The organism is Exiguobacterium sp. HSB13, from assembly GCF_056764755.1.
Genome location: NZ_JBUZOM010000001.1, coordinates 130,066 through 148,834 on the forward strand (window position 1 = coordinate 130,066; position 18,769 = coordinate 148,834).

Sequence of the window (18,769 nt, forward strand, 5' to 3'; positions counted from 1 at the left end):
AGTCGCCACTGGCGGCTTTCTTCATACATAAGGGGGATGACCGTGGATAAACGGGGTATGAGTGCGACATTCGTCGCCTACGTGATTGGTGGACTGTTGCCGATCTACAAAGTATTTGCTGCAGGTATTCCAGCATGGACGGTCGTTTCAATTCGGATATTGAGTGCGTTCATCTTCGTGACACTGTTACTACGCCTGACGAAGAAATTCCAATTCGTTCGTCAATTATGGCAAAACAAACGCCAGCGCTATACCGTGCTTGCGGCAGGGCTCGTATTAGGTGGGAACTGGTCGCTCTATCTGTATGCCATCGGGGAAGGCTATATCGTTGAGTCGTCACTCGGGTATTACATCAATCCGCTCGTCAGCGTCTTGTTCGGCCTGATCTTTTTTAAAGAACGATTGACGCGTCCGCAAGTGATCGCGATTTTATCAGCAATCACCGGTGTGATGATTTTAACGCTCGGTTATGGTCAATTTCCGATCATCGCCTTCTCACTTGCCGTTTCGTTCGCGTTTTACGGTGTACTAAAGAAAAAGGCAGCAGCCGAACCATTATCCGGATTATTTTTAGAGACACTCGTCACGCTTCCGTTCGCTCTCTTGACGCTTGGTGTGACAGATAGTCAACCGCTTGCGATGCCGACGAGTGCATTGATTGCGATCATCATGCTCGGAATCGCAACAGCAGTCCAATTGATGTTATTCGGATACGGAATGCCGAAAATCCCGTTTGTCTACGTCGGGATTCTCCAATACATTGCTCCAACGTTGACGCTATTACTTGGAATTTATCTATTTAACGACGTCTTTACGACGATTCACTTCATCGCTTTCCTGTTTATCTGGATTGCTGTTGCTCTATTTACGATCAGCGGTTTATCAGCAGGAAAGATGCGAATGAAAAAGGTATCATAATGAAAGAGGGGATTACGTGAATCTACCAGGATTCTTTGCGACACTTGTCGCGTATATCATTTGGGGACTCTTACCGCTCTACTGGAAGATGCTCGCCAATGTACCGAGTGAAGAGATACTGGCACACCGGATCATCTGGTCATTCTTATTTCTGCTCATCTTATTATCATTTCAAAAAGCGCTTGGGAAGTGGAAGACGGCGCTGCGCGATCCGTTGACGCGCCGACTCTTTTTCTTAAACGGACTGATCATCAGTCTGAACTGGTTCATCTATATCTGGGCCGTCAATCATCAATTCATCGTTGAGGCATCACTTGGCTATTATATCAACCCGCTCGTCAGCATCGTCTTTGGTGTATTCTTTTTTCGGGAAAAGCTTTCACGGATCGAGTGGATCTCGATTGTCCTTGCAACGATCGGTGTCTTGATTTTGACGATTGGCTACGGCGAGTTTCCATGGATCTCGATCGCACTTGCCTTAAGTTTCGGTTTTTACGGCGTCGTCAAAAAGCGGCGTCCGCTGGAATCAACGGTCAGTTTGACGCTCGAGACGATGGCGCCGCTCCCACTTGCTTTGATTTTCCTCGGCTATTGGCAAGTACAGGGAACGTCTTCGATGACCGAATCCGTCGGTACGATGACCGGACTCATCTTGACTGGGATCGTCACCGCCGTTCCACTTTTGTTATTTGGATTCGGGGCACAACGAATTCCGTTCACGTGGGTCGGATTCCTTCAATTCGTCGCACCGACCTTGTCACTCGGACTCGGTGTTTTGCTCTATCACGAGCCGTTTACTAAAACGCACATGGTGGCGTTTACATGTATTTGGACGGCAGCGATCGTCTTTACGCTCAATGGTGTCTGGATTCGGAAAAAACAGCTTCGAAAAGTCGCGTAAAAAGATAGAAGTCTGACCTCTTGCGTGATAGAATAAAAACAGAGTCTAAGGGATACCCTTAAGGAGGACAACAAACATGAATTTAGCAGGAATGATCGACCATACGGCACTGAAGCCAGAAACATCACGTGCTCAGATCGAAACACTCTGTAAAGAAGCATTAGAATACAAATTCGCAAGCGTCTGTGTTAACCCAACTTACGTCGCGTTAGCAGCAGAACTCTTAAAATCAGATGATGACGTCAAAGTCTGTACAGTCATCGGCTTCCCGCTTGGAGCAAACACGCCAGAAGTGAAAGCATTCGAAACAAAGGATGCGATTCAAAACGGTGCAACAGAAATCGATATGGTTTTAAACATCGGCGCATTAAAAGATGGCGATCTTGAGTTAGTAGAACGTGACATTCGTGCGGTTGTCGAAGCGGCAAACGGTACACTCGTTAAAGTCATCTTCGAAAACTGCCTTCTTACAAAAGAAGAAATCAAAACAGCTGCTGAACTTTCAGTTAAAGCAGGTGCTAACTTCGTGAAGACATCGACTGGTTTCTCAACTGGTGGTGCAACAGTCGAAGATATCCGTCTCATGCGTGAGACAGTTGGTCCTGACATCGGTGTTAAAGCATCTGGTGGCGTTCGTGACTTCGAAGGTGCAAAAGCAATGATCGATGCAGGTGCATCACGCATTGGCGCATCAGCAGGAATCGCAATCGTTACAGGTGGTACATCTGATAGCGATTACTAAGAATATCTGACATGTCCCTCTTTTATAGAGGGGCATTTTTTTGTTATGGGACTATTCTGAATTTAAATTTTGTATTAAGAAGTCAGACATCGCTTCCGATAATCAGATGTAGAATGTCGGAAGGATGTGGAATGAATGAAACGGTGGAGTGGAATCATACTGGCATCGACACTTAGCCTCGCAGGGTGCGGCAGTGTCATCGATGATCCAGAACGGGCAGTCAAAGAGCGAAAGGAAATGGCAGTCGTCTTGTCGGATGTGGGTCTTGGCGATCAATCATTCAGCGATGCGGCGATGAGCGGTATGGCGTTGTTACGGGAGAAGGAAGGTTGGTCAATCGATTACCGAGAGTTGAACGAAACGAAGACCTATAAAGTAGCATTCGAAGCGTTAGCGAAGAAGAAGCCGACCGTCATCGTCGGACTCGGATTCATGGGGCAGACGGATCTTGAGACCGTTGCTAAAAAATATCCGAAACAACAATTCGCCTTGATTGATGCTGTATCGACGTTACCGAACGTACTCTCGGTTACGTTCAAAGAGGACGAAGGAAGCTATTTAGCGGGTGCGGCTGCAGGGATTCAAACGAAGACGAATACGATTGGTTTCATCGGTGGGATGAAGTCGCCTCTGATCGAGAAGTTTGAAAAGGGATACATAGCTGGCGCTAAAGCGGTCAATCCAAAAACGAAAGTACTCGTCGAATATGCTGAAGACTTTGCAGCGCCCGAAAAGGGACGGACGCTCGCAAACGAAATGATGCAGAAAAAGGCAGACGTATTATACGCAGCTGCTGGATTGACGGGAAGCGGTGTCCTGGAGGCAGCGCAAACGAAGGGGAAAAAAGCGATCGGTGTCGATAGCGACCAAACCCCAATCGCACCTGACGCTGTCATGACGTCAATGCTAAAACAAGTTGATCTTGCGATTACGAAAATCGGACAAGATGTGGCTGCGAAAGGTCTACAGTCCGGACAAGTCGTCCTGGGTGTCAAAGAAGGGGCAATCCAGTTGGCTCCAATCCGAAACACGAACTTTACGGACGGGGAACGAAAAAAATTAGAGCAGCTACAACAAGATGTGCTCGAAGGTAAGGTGACGATCCAATGACGTTACGGAAACGATTTTTACTCTCCACGTTAGTGACGATTTTGAGTGTCGTCATCTTGATGGGATGGACTTTGTTCCAACTCCGTCAAATTCAGTCCTATAACGAAGATTACGGGAAACAGCTCGTTGAAATCTCAGAGCTTGAAACGAAGCTCTTATATGAACAGGCAGCATGGAACCGACTGGCAAGCCAACCGTCTGAAAGTCAGGCGGAGCAAGTACAGGCACTTAGTAAAAAGAACGAACAAGCATTGAATCAGCTACAAAAGACATATTTGATTCCGGCATTCCAAGAAGAGTTGAACCGGGCGGATATGAAATACAAGACGCTCGCTGTGAAACGGACGGAACTGACGGACGCGATGAATCCGATTGAGATTCGCTCCCATGCCGCACGAATCGAAGGTGTCCTCAGTGATCTCTACACGTTACATACGAAAAATGGAGAGTTTTATGATGTCTTACAACGTGAAGCGAAAGACGAGACATTGAATTTGACACGGACCGTATTGATTGCGACATTCGTTCTCCTGATTGGTCTTGCGTTATACAACTGGTACTTCGCACGTAGCATCACGCGACCGATCAGCCGTGTCGTTCGGACAGCAGAACAGATTTCGGACGGAGACTTATCGCAGGAATTAGTCGTATCCGGTCGAAAAGATGAGATTGGTCGACTCGAGACAGCGGTTGCGCAGATGCAAGGAACTTTGCATGAGGTCATCGGAACGATCAGTCGTTCGTCGAATACGATTCGTCAGATGAGTACGGAAGCGACGACGGAGAACGCGAACATCGTTGAAGTTTCTGGTAACATGACCCATGCGATCAATGAAATGGCGAGTGGGACACAAACAGTGTCGGACGACATCCAGACGACAGTCAGTACGATGTCCGATATGCAACAGCTCTTTGAAGAGAGTGAACAACGCGCACAAACCGCTTATGCAGAAGGACAGGCGGCCGATCACGTAATGGTTCAAAGTAGTTCCGTCATGGAACAGCAAGCACGGTCACTTCGCGCGTCAACGGAACAAAACCGCGAACTCGGTCAGAAACTGGAAGGTTTCTTAGAACAGACGCAACAAATCGAGCAGATGGCACAACTCGTCGCCGGAGTCTCCGCACAGACGAACTTATTGTCACTCAATGCGGCAATCGAAGCGGCGCGGGCAGGGGAAGCCGGTCGTGGATTTGCTGTCGTAGCAAGTGAAGTCAAAAAGTTAGCGGATGAGACACACGAGGCGACTCGCTCAATCTTCTCACTCGTCCGTTCAATTCGTCAGGACGGTGCCGTCTTACAAGAAGCACTCGTACAAGCGGAGCGGGAGCAGACAAACCAGGTCGAGAACTTCACGCACGTTCAACAAGCATTCGGCGAGACGCGTCAAAAAGTAGCGAGTGTAACGGAAACCCTCGACTATGTGACGAAACAACTCGTTCATTCGAAACAACAAGCCCGCCATGTCGTTGGTCAAGTCAGCACAGTCAGTGGCGTCATGGAAGAACTTGCAGCTGGAAATGAAGAGATTGCTGCTTCGATGCGCGATCAACAGGCATCGTTCGAACAGATTCATCAATTGATGCAAGAACTCGAGTCAACGACGACGTCGCTTGATAGTCAGACACATCAATTCAAAATTTAATGAACACAGCAAAAAGTGCACGCTTTCTCGGGAAGAGAAGGCGTGCACTTTTTCTTGAATCGACTTAGAAGAAGCTTTCTGGGTCGAGCTCATTCGTCCGTCCGTTCGCATCATACTGGTACCCACCATCGTGGATTTCAAAATGCAAGTGTGGACCAGTCGAGTTACCGGTACTTCCAAGAACACCGATTTGTTGTCCTTGTTTGACTTGTTGTCCTTGTTTGACGTTCAAGGCATTCATATGGGCATATACGGTCGTATACGTTTTTCCGTCGATATTATGAGAGATATAGACGTGGTTGCCGTAAGGACCACCAGAACTCGCTAAAATGACTGTTCCACTAGCCGAAGCGACGATTGGCGAGTTGAGTGGACCAGCGAAGTCGGTTCCATTGTGGTACGCATAACCATTACTTCCGCTTGCTGCACCCATTCCTTGCGAAACAGAACCTTGAGCAGGTTTAATGAATTTACCTTTTGCTTTTGAGATGACTTTCGTGCTGGCTTGACTGACTGATGCTGGTGCTGCCGATTGTTTCGCAGCTTTTGCGGCAGCTGCCTTTGCTGCTCGTGCTGCTGCTTTTTCAGCTGCTTCCTGTGCCTTCAGTTGGGCCGATGCCTCTTTCAGGCTGAGGATGTTGGATTCGATTTTTTTCTTTTGCGACGTCAAACGTTTCAACAGTGCTGTGCGTTTTTGTTTTTCTTCTTTCAGTTCACGTTGTTTCTTTTTTAAAACATTACGATCTTCAATCAAGTCTTGGCGTGTCTGCTTCAGTTCTTCTTTCGCAGCTGCCAGTTCCTTTTTGTTTGATTCGTAATCTTTTAACAAAGAAGCATCGCTTTCCGCAATTGTATTAAAGGCATTGAAACGGCTAATCATATCACCGACATCTTTTGCGCCGAAGACGGCCTCAAGCAGCGGAGCGTTATCTGCTTTCGACTGACGGACCGCCAGACGATCACCGAGCATTTTTTCTTGTTTCTTGATTTTCTTTTGTAACTTCTCGATCTTGTCTTCTAATCGAGCGATCTGTTTCGTGTTTTCGTCGATCTTCTTTTGATTCTCGACGACTTGTAATGTCAGCCCATTGATTTGTTGATCAAGCGCGTAGACTTGCTGCTGTGCTTTAGATAATTGATTATTTTTTTGAGACAATGCGTCGCGTTGCTTCGATTGTTGTTGCTGGTTTTGTTGTTGCTTCTCTTTATATGAACTTGCCGCGTCGACGGGAGTCGTCGTCATGAGCGGACTTGCGAGTAGAGTGAGTGTCATGAGCGATAGCCCAAGTGACTTTCCGAAAGGTCGTTTCATAAACTAAGCGTCATTCCTTTCCCTTGTGAAGTGTTACCTTTCCCACTCTAACAAGAAAATCGGAAAATCCACTTTACAATTCTTTTAAAAAAATGCAAGAGAAGCTAGCGAAAAGTATGAAGAATTTATGAAAATAATAATGCGTGAACAGAAGTATAAGTAGAAAATATTGATATGAAAGGAAAAATCAATGTGTAATTGATTGATTTCCGAATGATGTCAGAAGATATATTTTTGTAACATCATATAAATAGAAGGTTTATTAATGTTTGAAAAAGGTATAAGTATAGTTTTTATAAAATGAAAAAGTGCCCCGAAAGGCACTCCATCCGAATCATTCCTCATAAATCATCTTTCGTGTCATCCCACCGTCTAAGACTAGTGTTTCGCCGGTCAAGAAATCATTATCTGGATGTGTTAGATAAAGAGCGGCTCGAGCGACATCACTTGGTTTTCCAACACGGCCGGCTGGATGTTGACTATGGTCTTCGGGTGATAATTCTTGATAGTCACCGGTTTCAATCCAACCCGGAGCAATCGCGTTGACGAGAATGCCGTCTTCTCCTAGTGAGACAGCGAGTGCATGTGTCAGTGCGAAAATACCACCTTTCGTCGATGCATAGGACTCCGTATGCGGCTCCGACATGAAGGCACGAGTCGAAGAGAGGTTGATGATGCGACCACCACTTTTGCTTTGTTTCAAATAGGGTGTAGCCGCCTTGGTCGTTAGGAAGATGCTGCGCAGGTTCGTATGGTGAACCCGATCCCATTCCTCAAGCGACAATTCAAGGAGCGGTTTTCGGATCATGATACCGGCGTTGTTGATAACAATATCGATGCGACCAGTATGTTCAATCGCCTTTTCGATTAATAGTTGAACGTCTTTTTCATGTTGGATATCCAAGTGATAGAAGTAAGCCGTCCCTCCATCTTCTTCGATTTGTTGGACCAGTTCGTCTCCTGTCATCTGATCGATGTCAGCAAGAACGACATTTGCGCCTTGCGCAGCGTAGGTGCGGGCGAGTTCTGCACCAATTCCATTCGCGGCTCCTGTAATGATGACGGTTTGATTAACATGATTCATAAAAAATCATCCTTTCTGTAACGCTTCTCTCCCTTTTTTACCGTTCCATCATATCCTGAAACCTGACAGGATTATCATCCGTAGGAACAGGGAAATAGAAAAGCGTTGAAGTTACTTTAGAATGGGGGAAAATAGGAATGAAATTCTCAAATCAACAATTAGAAAAACAAGAACATCAATATGCCGAAGATGCAAAAGATTATATCGATCGTCCGGAAAAGACGAACTCGCTGTTACAACGCGCAACTGCGAAGGTGAACAGTAACTCTCGTTTGTCCGTCGTCTTCTCGCCGTTGACGTTGTTCGTCGATATGATTCGCGCGTACCAATCAGGTGAATACCGTAACATTCGTCGTACAACGATCTTAAAAGTAATCGGCGCGTTGATTTACCTCGTGTCACCGATTGACCTCGTACCTGATTTTGTACTCGGATTCGGTTTTGCAGACGATATCGCGGTCATCCTCTTCGTCACAAAAACAGTCTTCGAAGAATTGACACGTTTCAGCGACTGGCAGGATGAACAACAAAAGCGTCGTACACAACCAGTACAAAGTGAGGACGCGTATTAATTAAATTAGATGATCCGAGCGACTTCACACCAGAAGTCGCTCTTCTTTGTCCACAAAGAGCCGTTTCCTGTACGCCTTCTTGAAATTTCGATACACTAGAAATAGTTGGTAAAGAGAGAGGAGGGACGAAGATGGGACATCACTGGATGGAATCATACGGTTATATTGGAATCATGATGACGCTCATGTTTCCATTCATACCGAGCGAAGTACCGCTCGCGTATGCCGGATATCTCGTGCATACCGCACAGGCGAATCTACTATTCATGTTGTTCCTCGCTGTAGTGAGCTTCGTCATCAGTCAAAACCTCTTCTTTACGATTGGTCAGTTCGGGAGTGAACGGTTATTGAATCGTTTATTTAAATGGTTTCGGATTTCGGAAACGAAAATGCTCCAGTTTCAGACACAAATGGAGACAAAGGGACGCTATATCCTTCTTCTGTCTCCAATGTGGCGCATCGGATTTGCGATTGGTGCGGGGTTGACTGGCGTCTCGCGCTGGACGTTTACCGTCGTGACGACGATTTCTTTCTTGCTGTGGTCGACCATCTTTATTTGGGGCGGGAAAGCCGTCGGCCATGAATGGCGAAGATTGCATCATCTTAATCATCCAATCGTTTGGATTGGTTTAGGCGTGCTGATTACGGTCGTCTATTTGATACAAAAAAAGAGAAAAGCAAAAAAAGAGATGTAAAAGGAGTGGGAACATGGCAATTATCTTATTCGATATTGACGGTACATTGATTGATTCAACGGAACAGATGACAGAAGCAATCCATCGGGCGATGGAGGACATGCCGCATCTTCCAAAACCTCCTCAAGCTAGTGTACAAGCAAGTTATGGGTTGGCGGGAAGTGCTTTTTGGCGTAAGGCGATTCCAGAGGCTTCAGAAGAGGATATTCGGTTAATCCGCAAAAAAAGACATGGTCATCTAGAAGCGACGATGGTGGAACAGAACGTCTTGTTCGACGGAATTCGAACCTTGTTAGAAGCGCTAGTGTCCGCGGGTCATACCATTTCAACAGCAAGTAATTGTGGCAATCACTATCTAAACCTTGTGCTGGATAGCCAGGATATTCGTTCGTTCTTCACGAGTCCGAAATGCTTGGAATCCGTCAATGGGAAAGAAAAGGCGGATATCTTGCGAGCGCACCGTGAGGAGTTTGGGGAAGCGACTTACTGGATGATCGGGGATCGGTCTTCCGATGTCGAAGCGGCTCGTAAGGAAAACATGCCAGTCGTCTTATGCCAATACGGTTTTGGTACACAATCCGAGTGGGATTCGGCGGACCATGTCATCGAGACACCGCTTGACTTACTGACAGTGATCAAATAAGTGCATCAAAAAGCCAAGCCGATCCGTCGATCTTTTAGACGGTCGGCTTGGCTTTTTTTGTGATGAAAGAATGACTAAAGATGAACTTACTCAAAATCCAGTCGGTATGGTTCTGCGCTCATCCATGGACGGAATCTTCGGAAGAGTAGATGGAACAACAGACAAAGGATGACCGGCAAGACGATGAACAGTCCGAGCACGAATGTCATGTTAAACACTGTCCATCCTCCCGACATCAGATGTAACGCGTTGATCGGACCGATTAGACCAGACATTCCGAATCCGGCACTGAACGGCGTACCTTGGACGCCGAGCATTCCTGCTAGTGCACCAAGTATTGCGGCACTACACATGACAGGAAGAATCATCAAGGGATTACGAATGAAGTTCGCCATCTGGATTTTAGGAGAACCAAGGAAGTGAGCAATCGACGTTCCACGTGAATTCGCTTGCCATCCGGCGATCGCAAGACCAAATCCAGCGGCACAGACGCCTAGGTTCGCAGCTCCGGCAGCAACACCCGATAAACTGATCGCTGTCGCAATGCCGACCGTTGAAAGCGGAGAGACGATGAGCACGGAAAAGGCGACGGCAATCAGAATACCCATTAAGACGGGTTGAAGTGCCGTAAAGTCTGAGATGACATGTCCGATCGCTGTCGTGATCCGTGTCACGAACGGATATGTCAAAACACCGATTCCACCGGCTCCAACAATCAAAATCGTCGGCATGACAAGCACCGTGTACGTTTTGAAACGTTCACCGATCAATAAGACGATTGCCGTCGCAACAGCTGCCGTCAGACCAGCATTGATGACGTCTCCTGTACCGACGAAGACGAAGGTCGCATCTGCACGAGTCGCAACACCTGATCCAACGACTGTCGCGAGTCCGATCGAGGTGGTGGCAATCGGTGTCACTTTAAATTGCATCGCTACGGCAACACCAATCACCATCGGCAAAAGGCGCATCGCGAGTGTTGTAGCATCTAAAACATGTTGGGCACCAGAGACGTATGGCAACAATGCCTTAGCGAGTTCACCGAGTAGTGCTCCTGGAATAAGGGCAACGAGAATTCCGATACTGAGTCCGTTTAAAACATGAACGGCAAATTGACGCGGCTGACGCAAAATAGATGAATCCATACAAGTCCTCTCCTTATGTAATGCTTTTATGCATAACAGTATAAAAGTTATGAATTGTGTTTTATCTTACGGCAAGCAAAGGCAGGCGTCAAGAAAAAGTTAGAAAATTCCAAACAAGCAAAGGATTCGTCTTTCAGAAACGGAATTGTTACAGTGAGGAAGTACATTGAAAGAGGAGGTCATGAATCATGTCAGAACAACGTATCGTATTGGCGGCACGACCAAACGGAAAACCAACAGGGGAAACATTCCGTTATGAATCATTTGAGTTAGCAGAGCTGAAGGAAGGGCAAGTCGCACTGGAGTCACTCTATATCTCGGTCGATCCATACATGCGGGGACGTATGAATGATGCGCGCTCTTACTCGCAACCGTTTGAGATTGATGAACCGATTCACGGGGGTGTCGTTGCGCGAGTCATTGAGTCTAAAAGTGAAGCGCTCAAGTCAGGCGATGTCGTCGTCGGGATGCTCGATTGGGCAACAAAAGCAGTCGTCGATGCGAAAACCGTTCGTAAAATCGATGAGCAGATCGCACCGATCTCAACAGCACTCGGTGTTCTCGGAATGACAGGGATGACAGCGTATTTCGGATTGCTTGATATCGGGAATCCACAACCAGGGGAAACGGTCGTCGTATCGGCAGCAGCAGGGGCTGTCGGATCGATCGTTGGTCAAATTGCTAAAATCAAGGGTGCTCGTGTCGTCGGAATCGCAGGAAGTGACGAAAAGCTACAACACTTAAAAGCAGATCTTGGTTTTGATGAAGTCATCAATTATAAAACGGAAGACATCCGGGAAGCATTAGACCGGACATGTCCAGACGGCATCGATGTCTATTTTGAAAACGTCGGTGGGGAGATCGGTGATGCAGTCCTTGATCGACTCAATCCATTTGCGCGGGTACCGGTTTGTGGTGCCATTTCCGGTTATAACGCACAACAGGACATTGGTCCTCGTGTTCAATCGAAATTAATCATCGCGCGTGCGCGCATGCAAGGTTTCCTTGTGGGTGATTACGGTAAACGATTCAAAGAAGCAGCTGAGCAACTCGGTCAATGGGTCAGCGAAGGGAAGTTACAATACGAAGAGACGATCTTCGAAGGATTCGATCGTGTACCAGATGCTTTCCTCGGATTGTTTGATGGTTCGAACACAGGGAAACTATTAGTAAAAGTGAAGTAAATATGCCAAAAGAGGTTACGGAATCATTTCCGCAACCTCTTTTTCTATGGCGTGAGATTCATGAATCTTTTCGATCGCGCTCGAGTTCTTCCGGATCAGGATCCGGATGTTGTGTTTCCGCAGGCTTGATGCCGGGATCTGATGTCTCAGCTGGATCAGGATCCGGGTGAAGACCAACGTCTGCCTTTTCATCTGGTAAATCATGATTTTTTTCGTTTAACATGTCCAGTCATCTCCTTTTATCAGTACGTAGTAATGTTTCCCCGTTTTTTAAATCCAAAACAATGAGGGTGCATAGGATTCGTTTTTGAAAACATGTGAATGACTTCCACGGACAAGAAAGCGAAAGTGGTCGATTTCCTAGGAAATACAGGTTGACTGAAATGGAATGTAAGGAAAATCCAAAAAAGCTTCATGAAGTCTTTACAAAAACCTTGCAAGTCCTTCAAGTAGCCTTTGAACTGCTTCCGTAGACTAAGAAAGAGTTGAAAAGAGGAAGGGTGTTTACGTGTGAGTGATCAAAAATGGAAACGACAAATCATGCAACAACTGAACTGGGTCCGCGAAGAGAAAAAACGACTAACAAGCGCGACGACCGCAAGTAAAGAGGCACTCAAAAAACTCCGTCAGTTAGAGGTCTTGCGACTGCCGACGGTTCGAACTTCTAATAACACGACGACACGTTACCGACAAAATAGCCAAGCATCACTGCTGAACCAATTGGATGTCTCGGAGATTCCGGTCCGGACGACGACGCGTTACTATGAAAAGCGACCAATCGAGATGGCGATCGTCTGCTCGGAATTCATGTACGCCTATTATGAAGATGCCGTTCATCTCCACTACGTCAATGCGCACACATTCGAAGAAGTTTTCGAGCGCGAGATTGATCTCTTTTTAGTCGTCTCTTCATGGAAGGGGTTACGAGGAGGCGATTGGAAAGGTGTCGCCACACCGAATTCAAAAAAACGCCAACGGTTGCTGTCAATGATGCAGGAAGTCAAAGCTAAAGGAATTCCAGTCGTCTTTCAATCGACGGAAGATCCGAGCAACCATGAACGGTTTCAAGACGTGGCTCAAGCTGCCGATTATGTCCTGACTTCAGATGAGGCGATGATTCCTGAATACCGCGTCTTATGTGGACATGACCGGATCATGGCAATGCCGTTTGGTGTCAATCCATTGATTCACAATCCGATCGGAGCAACGCGTAGCCGAAAGAAGGGCGTTTTATTTGCCGGTAGCTGGATGGCGAAATATCCGGAGCGTGTCAAAGACACGGAGATGTTGTTTGATGGGGTGATGCAGTCTTCGCACGAACTCGATATCGTGGACCGGAATTATCATCTTGACTTACCGGCTTATCAGTTTCCGGAACGTTATCAATCACGGGTCGCACCAGCGATTCCTTATGATGCCTTACAACAAGTCAGTAAATGTTATGACTGGGTCTTGAACCTGAATAGCATCAAATACAGCAAAACGATGTGTGCCCGTCGCGTCTATGAATCGCAAGCACTCGGGAATTTGATCCTGTCGAATTACAGTATCGCCGTCAACAATGAGTTCCCAAACATCTTCACCGTACATGACGCACAGGAGGCGACGGCGATCGTAGAACGTACGTCGCAAGAAGAAATCGAACGATTGCGAGCAGAAGGACTTCGTGCCGTCATGACGGAACATACAGTCTTCGAACGGATGGATCAGATTCTAGCGTTCATTGGACGAGTACCTGAGACACGGGAACATCGCTTATTAGTCGTTGTCGCTCAAGACGGGGAAGCCATCCGTAACGCAATCGATCGCCAAAGTCTCACACCAGATGAAATCGTCTCATCGGATACGTTGACGGAGCAAACCTATAATCAAGCCGATCTCGTTGCTTGGATGGATGGAGAGGAATCTTACGGCGAATATTATTTAGAGGACCTCGTGAATGGCTTTAAATATAGCGATGCGAGCATCGTCCGAAAGGGAAGCGAGCATCCGTATCATGTACAAGAGATGAGCGGTAGTCGAAACGGTGCGATTGTTTGGCGATCAGCTATCGGATATGACATGTTCCAAGCAGGTGAACTGAACGGAAAAACACTATTGCTCGATCAATTGGAGTGGAACGAGCAGGCGGTAGTTCCGACGAATCAGACCCCGCAACTGTCGGTCGTCGTTCCGATCTATAACAATGGAAAACACCTCACGTATAAATGTTTCGCCAGTCTAACGCGGATGGATCGATTCATGGAGTCAGAGATTTTACTCGTAGATGATGGATCAACGGATGTTGCGACACGTCAAGCGGTAGAGCGTCTCGCACGACGCTATGGAAATGTCAGAACTTATTTCTTCGAGACAGGCGGAAGCGGTAGTGCTTCACGTCCACGTAACAAAGGAGTCGAGATGGCACGAGCTGACTATGTGACGTTCCTTGATCCGGATAACGAGGTACTCAGTGATCGATATGCCTTTTTGCTTCAAGAACTAGAAAAAGATCCATCACTTGATTTTGTGGCGGGGCATATGAAAAAGCTTGCCGAGAAGACGAGTATCATCGCCTTACCGACGATTCGTAAACAAGGACAAACGGTTTGCGAGGATCCGAAAGCTTTTCTATTGAAACATCGGTTTGCGGTACAAAGCATTCAAGCACTCGTCGTCCGTCGTACCTTCTTGCTTGAACATCAATTGGAGCAAGTCGTCGGTGCGGTCGGTCAGGACTCCTTGTTCTTCCAAGAATTGATGCTCCGTGCGAACCGTGTCTTACTTGTCAATCGGGTCATTCATTATTATTATGCAGCGGTTGCCGGATCGACCGTGAATGCCTTGACGGTGAAATTCTTTGAACGAAGTGTCGTCCGAGAGCGGGCACGAGCAGAAAAATTCGCCCGTTATGGAGTGCTAGAGGAATATAAGCAAACACGATTCGAGCATTTCTTCGAGCATTGGTATCTCGTCAAGTTACGCTACTGCAGTGATAAGGATTTCGCACCGAGTGTCGCATTGCTACGTACGATCATCAGTTTCTATGAACCGATCACGTTGACGAATCCGTTGATCCGTCGATTCATGGAGCTTGCGGATCGACAGGAAACAGATCGGCTTCAACATCTATTACTTGAGGAGGTGCAGAAATGACGGCATCGATGAAAACAGCACGACCAAAAGATCAAATCCGGGCGGCCTACTACGATCAGTTAGGCGGTGGATTCGGTAAAAAAGTCCGCGCGCGTGTTCACTGGATCGTACGACAAGCAAAAGGGGAGCACATTTTAGATATCGGTTGTTCAGGCGGAGTCGTTCCAATTTTGCTTGGACGCGAAGGGAAACATGTCGTTGGGATCGATGTATTACCAGAAGCGATCATTGAAGCCAAACAAGCGTTGCTCGAGGAACCGACATCCGTTAAAGAAAAGGTGGAATTACATGAAGCGAATGTCATGACATACACACCTGATATTCAATTCGATACAGTCTTAATGACGGAAGTACTGGAACATATCGGGGAGCCGGAACGCTTCATCGCTCGTGCCGTCTCGTTCATCGCACCAAAAGGACGACTGGTCATCACAGTCCCATTCGGAGTGAACGATTATGCGGATCATAAACGGACGTATTATTTAAATCGACTGCTTGAGCAATTGACACCTTTCGGTAAAATCGAAACGGTCGAGCGGATCGATAAGTGGCTTGGAATCACGATTCAAGTCTATCCGGAACTTCAATCTGGTCGCTCGATTTTACCGGAGGAAGTTGAATGGCTCGAAGACGCCTTTGAAGAGGTGGAGCGATTGCATCTCGCAACGATCATTGACTTAAAACGCAAGCAACAGACTCTAGAACGAAAAGTTCAGCGGTTAGGGGAACAAACAGATGTAGTAGAGCAGGCACAAGCAGAATCGTTACGTCAGGAACAGCAACTACAGGAACAGCGTGAACAATACAAGGTGCTTGAAGAACAATATGCCGCACTGCTTGATCGATTCGAAGGGGCATTGGTGGCAAATCTGGAACTGCTGGAGGCGAATGCATCATGGAAATCAAAATACCGCTCACTCGCACGATCAAAGCTCGGAAAAATCGTCGTCCGCTACTGGAAGTTCCGACGTCAACTCAAGCAGCGCCGGAGTCGTCGATGAACGTCTTGATGATTTGTCAAAATTTTTATCCGGAAATCGGGAGTGCGGCAAACCGAATGAAGAATATCTTCAAGCGGATGGAACAAGCGGGAAGTGACGTCCATGTTCTGACGTCAGAACCGCTCTATCCGACGGCAGAACTTTATACGGATTCAATGTTCTGGGATGAGCCGAGCTTGGATACGGCACATGTAACCCGTATCCAACCACGTGACGTCCGGGCGACGAACAATTTATGGCGGCGCCTTCGCTTATTCGTGGAACAATTCGTGCTTGCAGTAAAAGAGGTGCGACATGACCCGAAATCCTACGCCTACATCTATGCGACGACACCATCCATCTTCATGGGACTCGTCGGGGTCGTCGCGAAACATGTCAAAAAGGCGCCATTGATTCTCGATGTACGCGATTTATGGCCGGAGTCGCTGATTGGCGTCGGCATCACGAATTCGCGTTTGTTATTGACTCCGCTCTACTGGCTTGAAAAGTGGATGTATCGTCAGGCAGATCAATTGGTCATTAATAGTGAAGGGTTTCGATCGTACATTGAAGGGCGTGGTATCGCACCCGAAAAAATTCATTACATTCCGAACTCGATCGAGGAAAACGAGTGGTTGATTAAACGGCGAAAAGTGTCGGAACAAGTACGTGTCGTATATACGGGGAATATCGGACTCGCGCAAGATGTGTTTTTGTTGCTGGACGTCGCACAGGAACTTCAACAAGAGCAGGATATCTGCTTTCAAGTCGTCGGTTACGGTTATCACAAGCAAACGTTCGAACGACTCGTCAAGGAACGTGGATTGACGAACATCGAGTTTCTTGACGCGATGCCGCGTTGGGATGCGTTGAAACAACTGGCAAAGAGTGACATCGCCTTTGCGACACTCGTCGAAAGTACAGCATTCGATACGGTGACACCCGGTAAAATCATTGACTACATGGCGATGGGGTGTGCCATCGTCGGAGCGGTATCCGGACACGCAGCGCATGTCATTGAAGAGGCAGGAGCGGGTTATGTGTCTGTCCAGCGGAAAAAAGAGGAGATCGTCGATCATATTCTCGAGTTATCACGAAATCCAGAAAAACGTGCAGCGATGGGACGCGCAGGTGTGGCATACGTCCAACGCCATTTTGATTGGGAACAAAATGAACAGCGCTTGTTCGAAGCCATCGAACGAACACAGGCGCGAAAGGCGGTCGCAGAATGAAGCGCATTGGAATGTTTGTTTGGAATCCCTTTACGAATGACGCCCGAGTCTTACGTGAATGTACGGCACTCGTCGAAGCAGGGCACCGCGTGGACCTATACTGCCTAAATGACGGCACACTTCCAGAAGTCGAATGCCCGATGTCAGGGTTTCGCGTCATTCGAATTGACCGGACGCCACCTTTTGCGAGGTGGCTCCCGTTCTTTCGTAAACGGAAAAAACGGACCCTTGCTGTCGGTTTGATGGGTGCTCTTCTTGCACCATGGCTCATTCCCGTGATGCTTGTGCTCTTTTTACTCATGCGAAGTCGGTTCATCCGTTACGCCCTTTACAACAGTTTCGGCATTCTGCGTATGACACGAGCTGCTAGGAAGCATGATTATGATGTCATGCATGCGAACGATGTCAATACGTTACCACAAGCGATTGGAGCGGCCCGTGGGACGAAAATCGTCTATGATTCGCATGAAGTCCAGACCGATCGGACAGGATACGGAAGCATGCAAGGGAAATTAGAACGTTGGTTGCTTCATTTCGTCGATCAGACGATCGTTGAAAATGACACGCGTGCGGATTACCACCAGAAGTTATACGGAACACGACCGTCTGTCTTGCACAATTATCCGTTTTACGAACCGATTGTTCCGCAACCGCGACCGTTACGCGAAGAGTTAGCGCTTGCTCAAGATGAGCCGATTTTGTTGTATCAAGGCGGAATCCAAGAAGGACGCGGACTGGAGCGACTCATTGAAGCGATGCCGTTCATCGATCGAGGAACATTGATTTTCGTCGGGGACGGAAAATTAAAAGGAAAACTGATGCAACTGGCTGCCCAATCATCGGAAAAGTCTCGCATTCGCTTCATTGAGAAGGTTCCGCTTGCTGAACTACCAAGTTACACGGCAGCGGCGACGGTCGGCTTTCAAGTCCTCCAGAACGTCTGTTTCAATCATTATTCTGCTTCTTCGAATAAACTATTCGAATACATGGCGGCGTTGATTCCTGTCATCGCTGCCGACTTACCAGAAATCCGTCGTGTCGTCGAAACAGAAGGAATTGGATTAATCGTCGATGTCGAATCGCCGCAGAATATTGCTACAGCGGTCAATCGTCTAGTAAAGGATGAGAGCTTGCGACGGGCGATGCAGGAGCGAGCAAGCGTAGCAAGGACACAATACAACTGGGAGCAAGAAAAAGGTCGACTTCTTGCTGTCTATGATTCGATTTTCATGGAATCTGACGCAAAATAAGGAAAATAGTCAACGACTCGAAGGGAAATCCACGTGCAATGAAGGCGGATTCCTGACGAGTCGTTTTGTTTCATTTAAATAGACACGAAGGATTCGCGAAAGCTTCATAAGATTTACAAAAACAATAGAAAACGCTGGAAATGTAAGGTCTGTGAAGAATGGTTTAAGAGATGGTTAGAAGCATTGGAAAGCAAAGGAAATGTCGTTATGGTCTAGTTAC

The 18,769-nt window shown here is 47.2% G+C and carries 17 protein-coding genes; 13 read left to right on the plus strand and 4 right to left on the minus strand.

Annotated features, from left to right (window positions below; genetic code table 11):
* Window positions 1-36 precede the first annotated feature (36 nt).
* The 5 genes from rarD (ACZGCQ_RS00695) to ACZGCQ_RS00715 all read left to right on the plus strand — a co-directional run bounded on the left by rarD (ACZGCQ_RS00695) (window position 37) and on the right by ACZGCQ_RS00715 (window position 5,317).
* Window positions 37-918: an EamA family transporter RarD gene (gene rarD, locus ACZGCQ_RS00695; protein ID WP_341086937.1), complete on the plus strand. Its 882-nt coding sequence runs from the start codon at window positions 37-39 to the stop codon at window positions 916-918.
* Window positions 919-934: 16 nt separating this feature from the next.
* Window positions 935-1,819, plus strand: a complete 885-nt coding sequence (gene rarD / locus ACZGCQ_RS00700; RefSeq protein ID WP_481265092.1) for an EamA family transporter RarD — start codon at window positions 935-937, stop codon at window positions 1,817-1,819.
* Window positions 1,820-1,895: 76 nt separating this feature from the next.
* Window positions 1,896-2,561, plus strand: a complete 666-nt coding sequence (gene deoC / locus ACZGCQ_RS00705) for a deoxyribose-phosphate aldolase (protein ID WP_023467449.1) — start codon at window positions 1,896-1,898, stop codon at window positions 2,559-2,561.
* Window positions 2,562-2,696: 135 nt separating this feature from the next.
* Window positions 2,697-3,671 (plus strand): BMP family lipoprotein, encoded by a 975-nt coding sequence (locus ACZGCQ_RS00710; protein WP_481265093.1) that lies wholly within the window; start codon window positions 2,697-2,699, stop codon window positions 3,669-3,671.
* On the plus strand, window positions 3,668-5,317 hold the full coding sequence (locus ACZGCQ_RS00715) for a methyl-accepting chemotaxis protein (protein ID WP_481265094.1): 1,650 nt from the start codon (window positions 3,668-3,670) through the stop codon (window positions 5,315-5,317). The genes ACZGCQ_RS00710 and ACZGCQ_RS00715 overlap by 4 nt, the downstream gene beginning before the upstream one ends.
* Before the next feature lie 64 nt (window positions 5,318-5,381).
* On the opposite strand, the gene ACZGCQ_RS00720 is transcribed toward ACZGCQ_RS00715, so the two are convergent.
* On the minus strand, window positions 5,382-6,629 hold the full coding sequence (locus tag ACZGCQ_RS00720; RefSeq protein WP_481265095.1) for a murein hydrolase activator EnvC family protein: 1,248 nt from the start codon (window positions 6,627-6,629) through the stop codon (window positions 5,382-5,384).
* A 334-nt stretch (window positions 6,630-6,963) separates the two neighbouring features.
* Window positions 6,964-7,713, minus strand: a complete 750-nt coding sequence (locus ACZGCQ_RS00725; RefSeq protein ID WP_481265096.1) for an SDR family NAD(P)-dependent oxidoreductase — start codon at window positions 7,711-7,713, stop codon at window positions 6,964-6,966.
* A 137-nt stretch (window positions 7,714-7,850) separates the two neighbouring features.
* Between ACZGCQ_RS00725 and ACZGCQ_RS00730 the strand changes: the two genes are divergently transcribed.
* The 3 genes from ACZGCQ_RS00730 (at window position 7,851) to ACZGCQ_RS00740 (ending at window position 9,623) form a co-directional block, all read left to right on the plus strand.
* On the plus strand, window positions 7,851-8,285 hold the full coding sequence (locus ACZGCQ_RS00730; RefSeq protein ID WP_047396354.1) for a YkvA family protein: 435 nt from the start codon (window positions 7,851-7,853) through the stop codon (window positions 8,283-8,285).
* Window positions 8,286-8,416: 131 nt separating this feature from the next.
* The gene (locus ACZGCQ_RS00735; protein WP_481265097.1) at window positions 8,417-8,980 is read left to right on the plus strand and encodes a DedA family protein; all 564 of its coding nucleotides are present in this window, start codon (window positions 8,417-8,419) and stop codon (window positions 8,978-8,980) included.
* Between the two features lie 13 nt (window positions 8,981-8,993).
* Window positions 8,994-9,623 (plus strand): HAD family hydrolase, encoded by a 630-nt coding sequence (locus tag ACZGCQ_RS00740; protein ID WP_481265098.1) that lies wholly within the window; start codon window positions 8,994-8,996, stop codon window positions 9,621-9,623.
* An 86-nt stretch (window positions 9,624-9,709) separates the two neighbouring features.
* On the opposite strand, the gene ACZGCQ_RS00745 is transcribed toward ACZGCQ_RS00740, so the two are convergent.
* Complete coding sequence (locus tag ACZGCQ_RS00745) at window positions 9,710-10,768, minus strand: PTS sugar transporter subunit IIC (protein WP_029341015.1); 1,059 nt, start codon at window positions 10,766-10,768, stop codon at window positions 9,710-9,712.
* A 188-nt stretch (window positions 10,769-10,956) separates the two neighbouring features.
* On the opposite strand from ACZGCQ_RS00745, the gene ACZGCQ_RS00750 reads away from it, so the two are divergent.
* A complete protein-coding gene (locus tag ACZGCQ_RS00750; protein ID WP_481265099.1) occupies window positions 10,957-11,952 on the plus strand; it encodes an NADP-dependent oxidoreductase in 996 nt (331 codons plus the stop codon).
* 58 nt (window positions 11,953-12,010) lie between these two features.
* On the opposite strand, the gene ACZGCQ_RS00755 is transcribed toward ACZGCQ_RS00750, so the two are convergent.
* Window positions 12,011-12,175: a hypothetical protein gene (locus ACZGCQ_RS00755; RefSeq protein WP_023467459.1), complete on the minus strand. Its 165-nt coding sequence runs from the start codon at window positions 12,173-12,175 to the stop codon at window positions 12,011-12,013.
* Between the two features lie 287 nt (window positions 12,176-12,462).
* Here ACZGCQ_RS00755 and ACZGCQ_RS00760 point away from each other — a divergent pair, with 287 nt between their 5' ends.
* From ACZGCQ_RS00760 to ACZGCQ_RS00775, 4 genes are read left to right on the plus strand one after another with little or no spacing between them, the layout of a single operon-like run.
* Window positions 12,463-15,087 carry a glycosyltransferase gene (locus ACZGCQ_RS00760; protein ID WP_481265100.1) on the plus strand — a complete coding sequence of 875 codons (2,625 nt, stop codon included), beginning with the start codon at window positions 12,463-12,465 and terminating at the stop codon, window positions 15,085-15,087.
* Window positions 15,084-16,088 carry a class I SAM-dependent methyltransferase gene (locus ACZGCQ_RS00765; RefSeq protein ID WP_481265101.1) on the plus strand — a complete coding sequence of 335 codons (1,005 nt, stop codon included), beginning with the start codon at window positions 15,084-15,086 and terminating at the stop codon, window positions 16,086-16,088. The genes ACZGCQ_RS00760 and ACZGCQ_RS00765 overlap by 4 nt, the downstream gene beginning before the upstream one ends.
* On the plus strand, window positions 15,983-17,299 hold the full coding sequence (locus tag ACZGCQ_RS00770) for a glycosyltransferase family 4 protein (RefSeq protein WP_481265102.1): 1,317 nt from the start codon (window positions 15,983-15,985) through the stop codon (window positions 17,297-17,299). The genes ACZGCQ_RS00765 and ACZGCQ_RS00770 overlap by 106 nt, the downstream gene beginning before the upstream one ends.
* Entirely contained in the window at window positions 17,296-18,549 is a 1,254-nt protein-coding gene (locus ACZGCQ_RS00775) for a glycosyltransferase (protein ID WP_481265103.1), read from the plus strand. The genes ACZGCQ_RS00770 and ACZGCQ_RS00775 overlap by 4 nt, the downstream gene beginning before the upstream one ends.
* Window positions 18,550-18,769 lie beyond the last annotated feature (220 nt).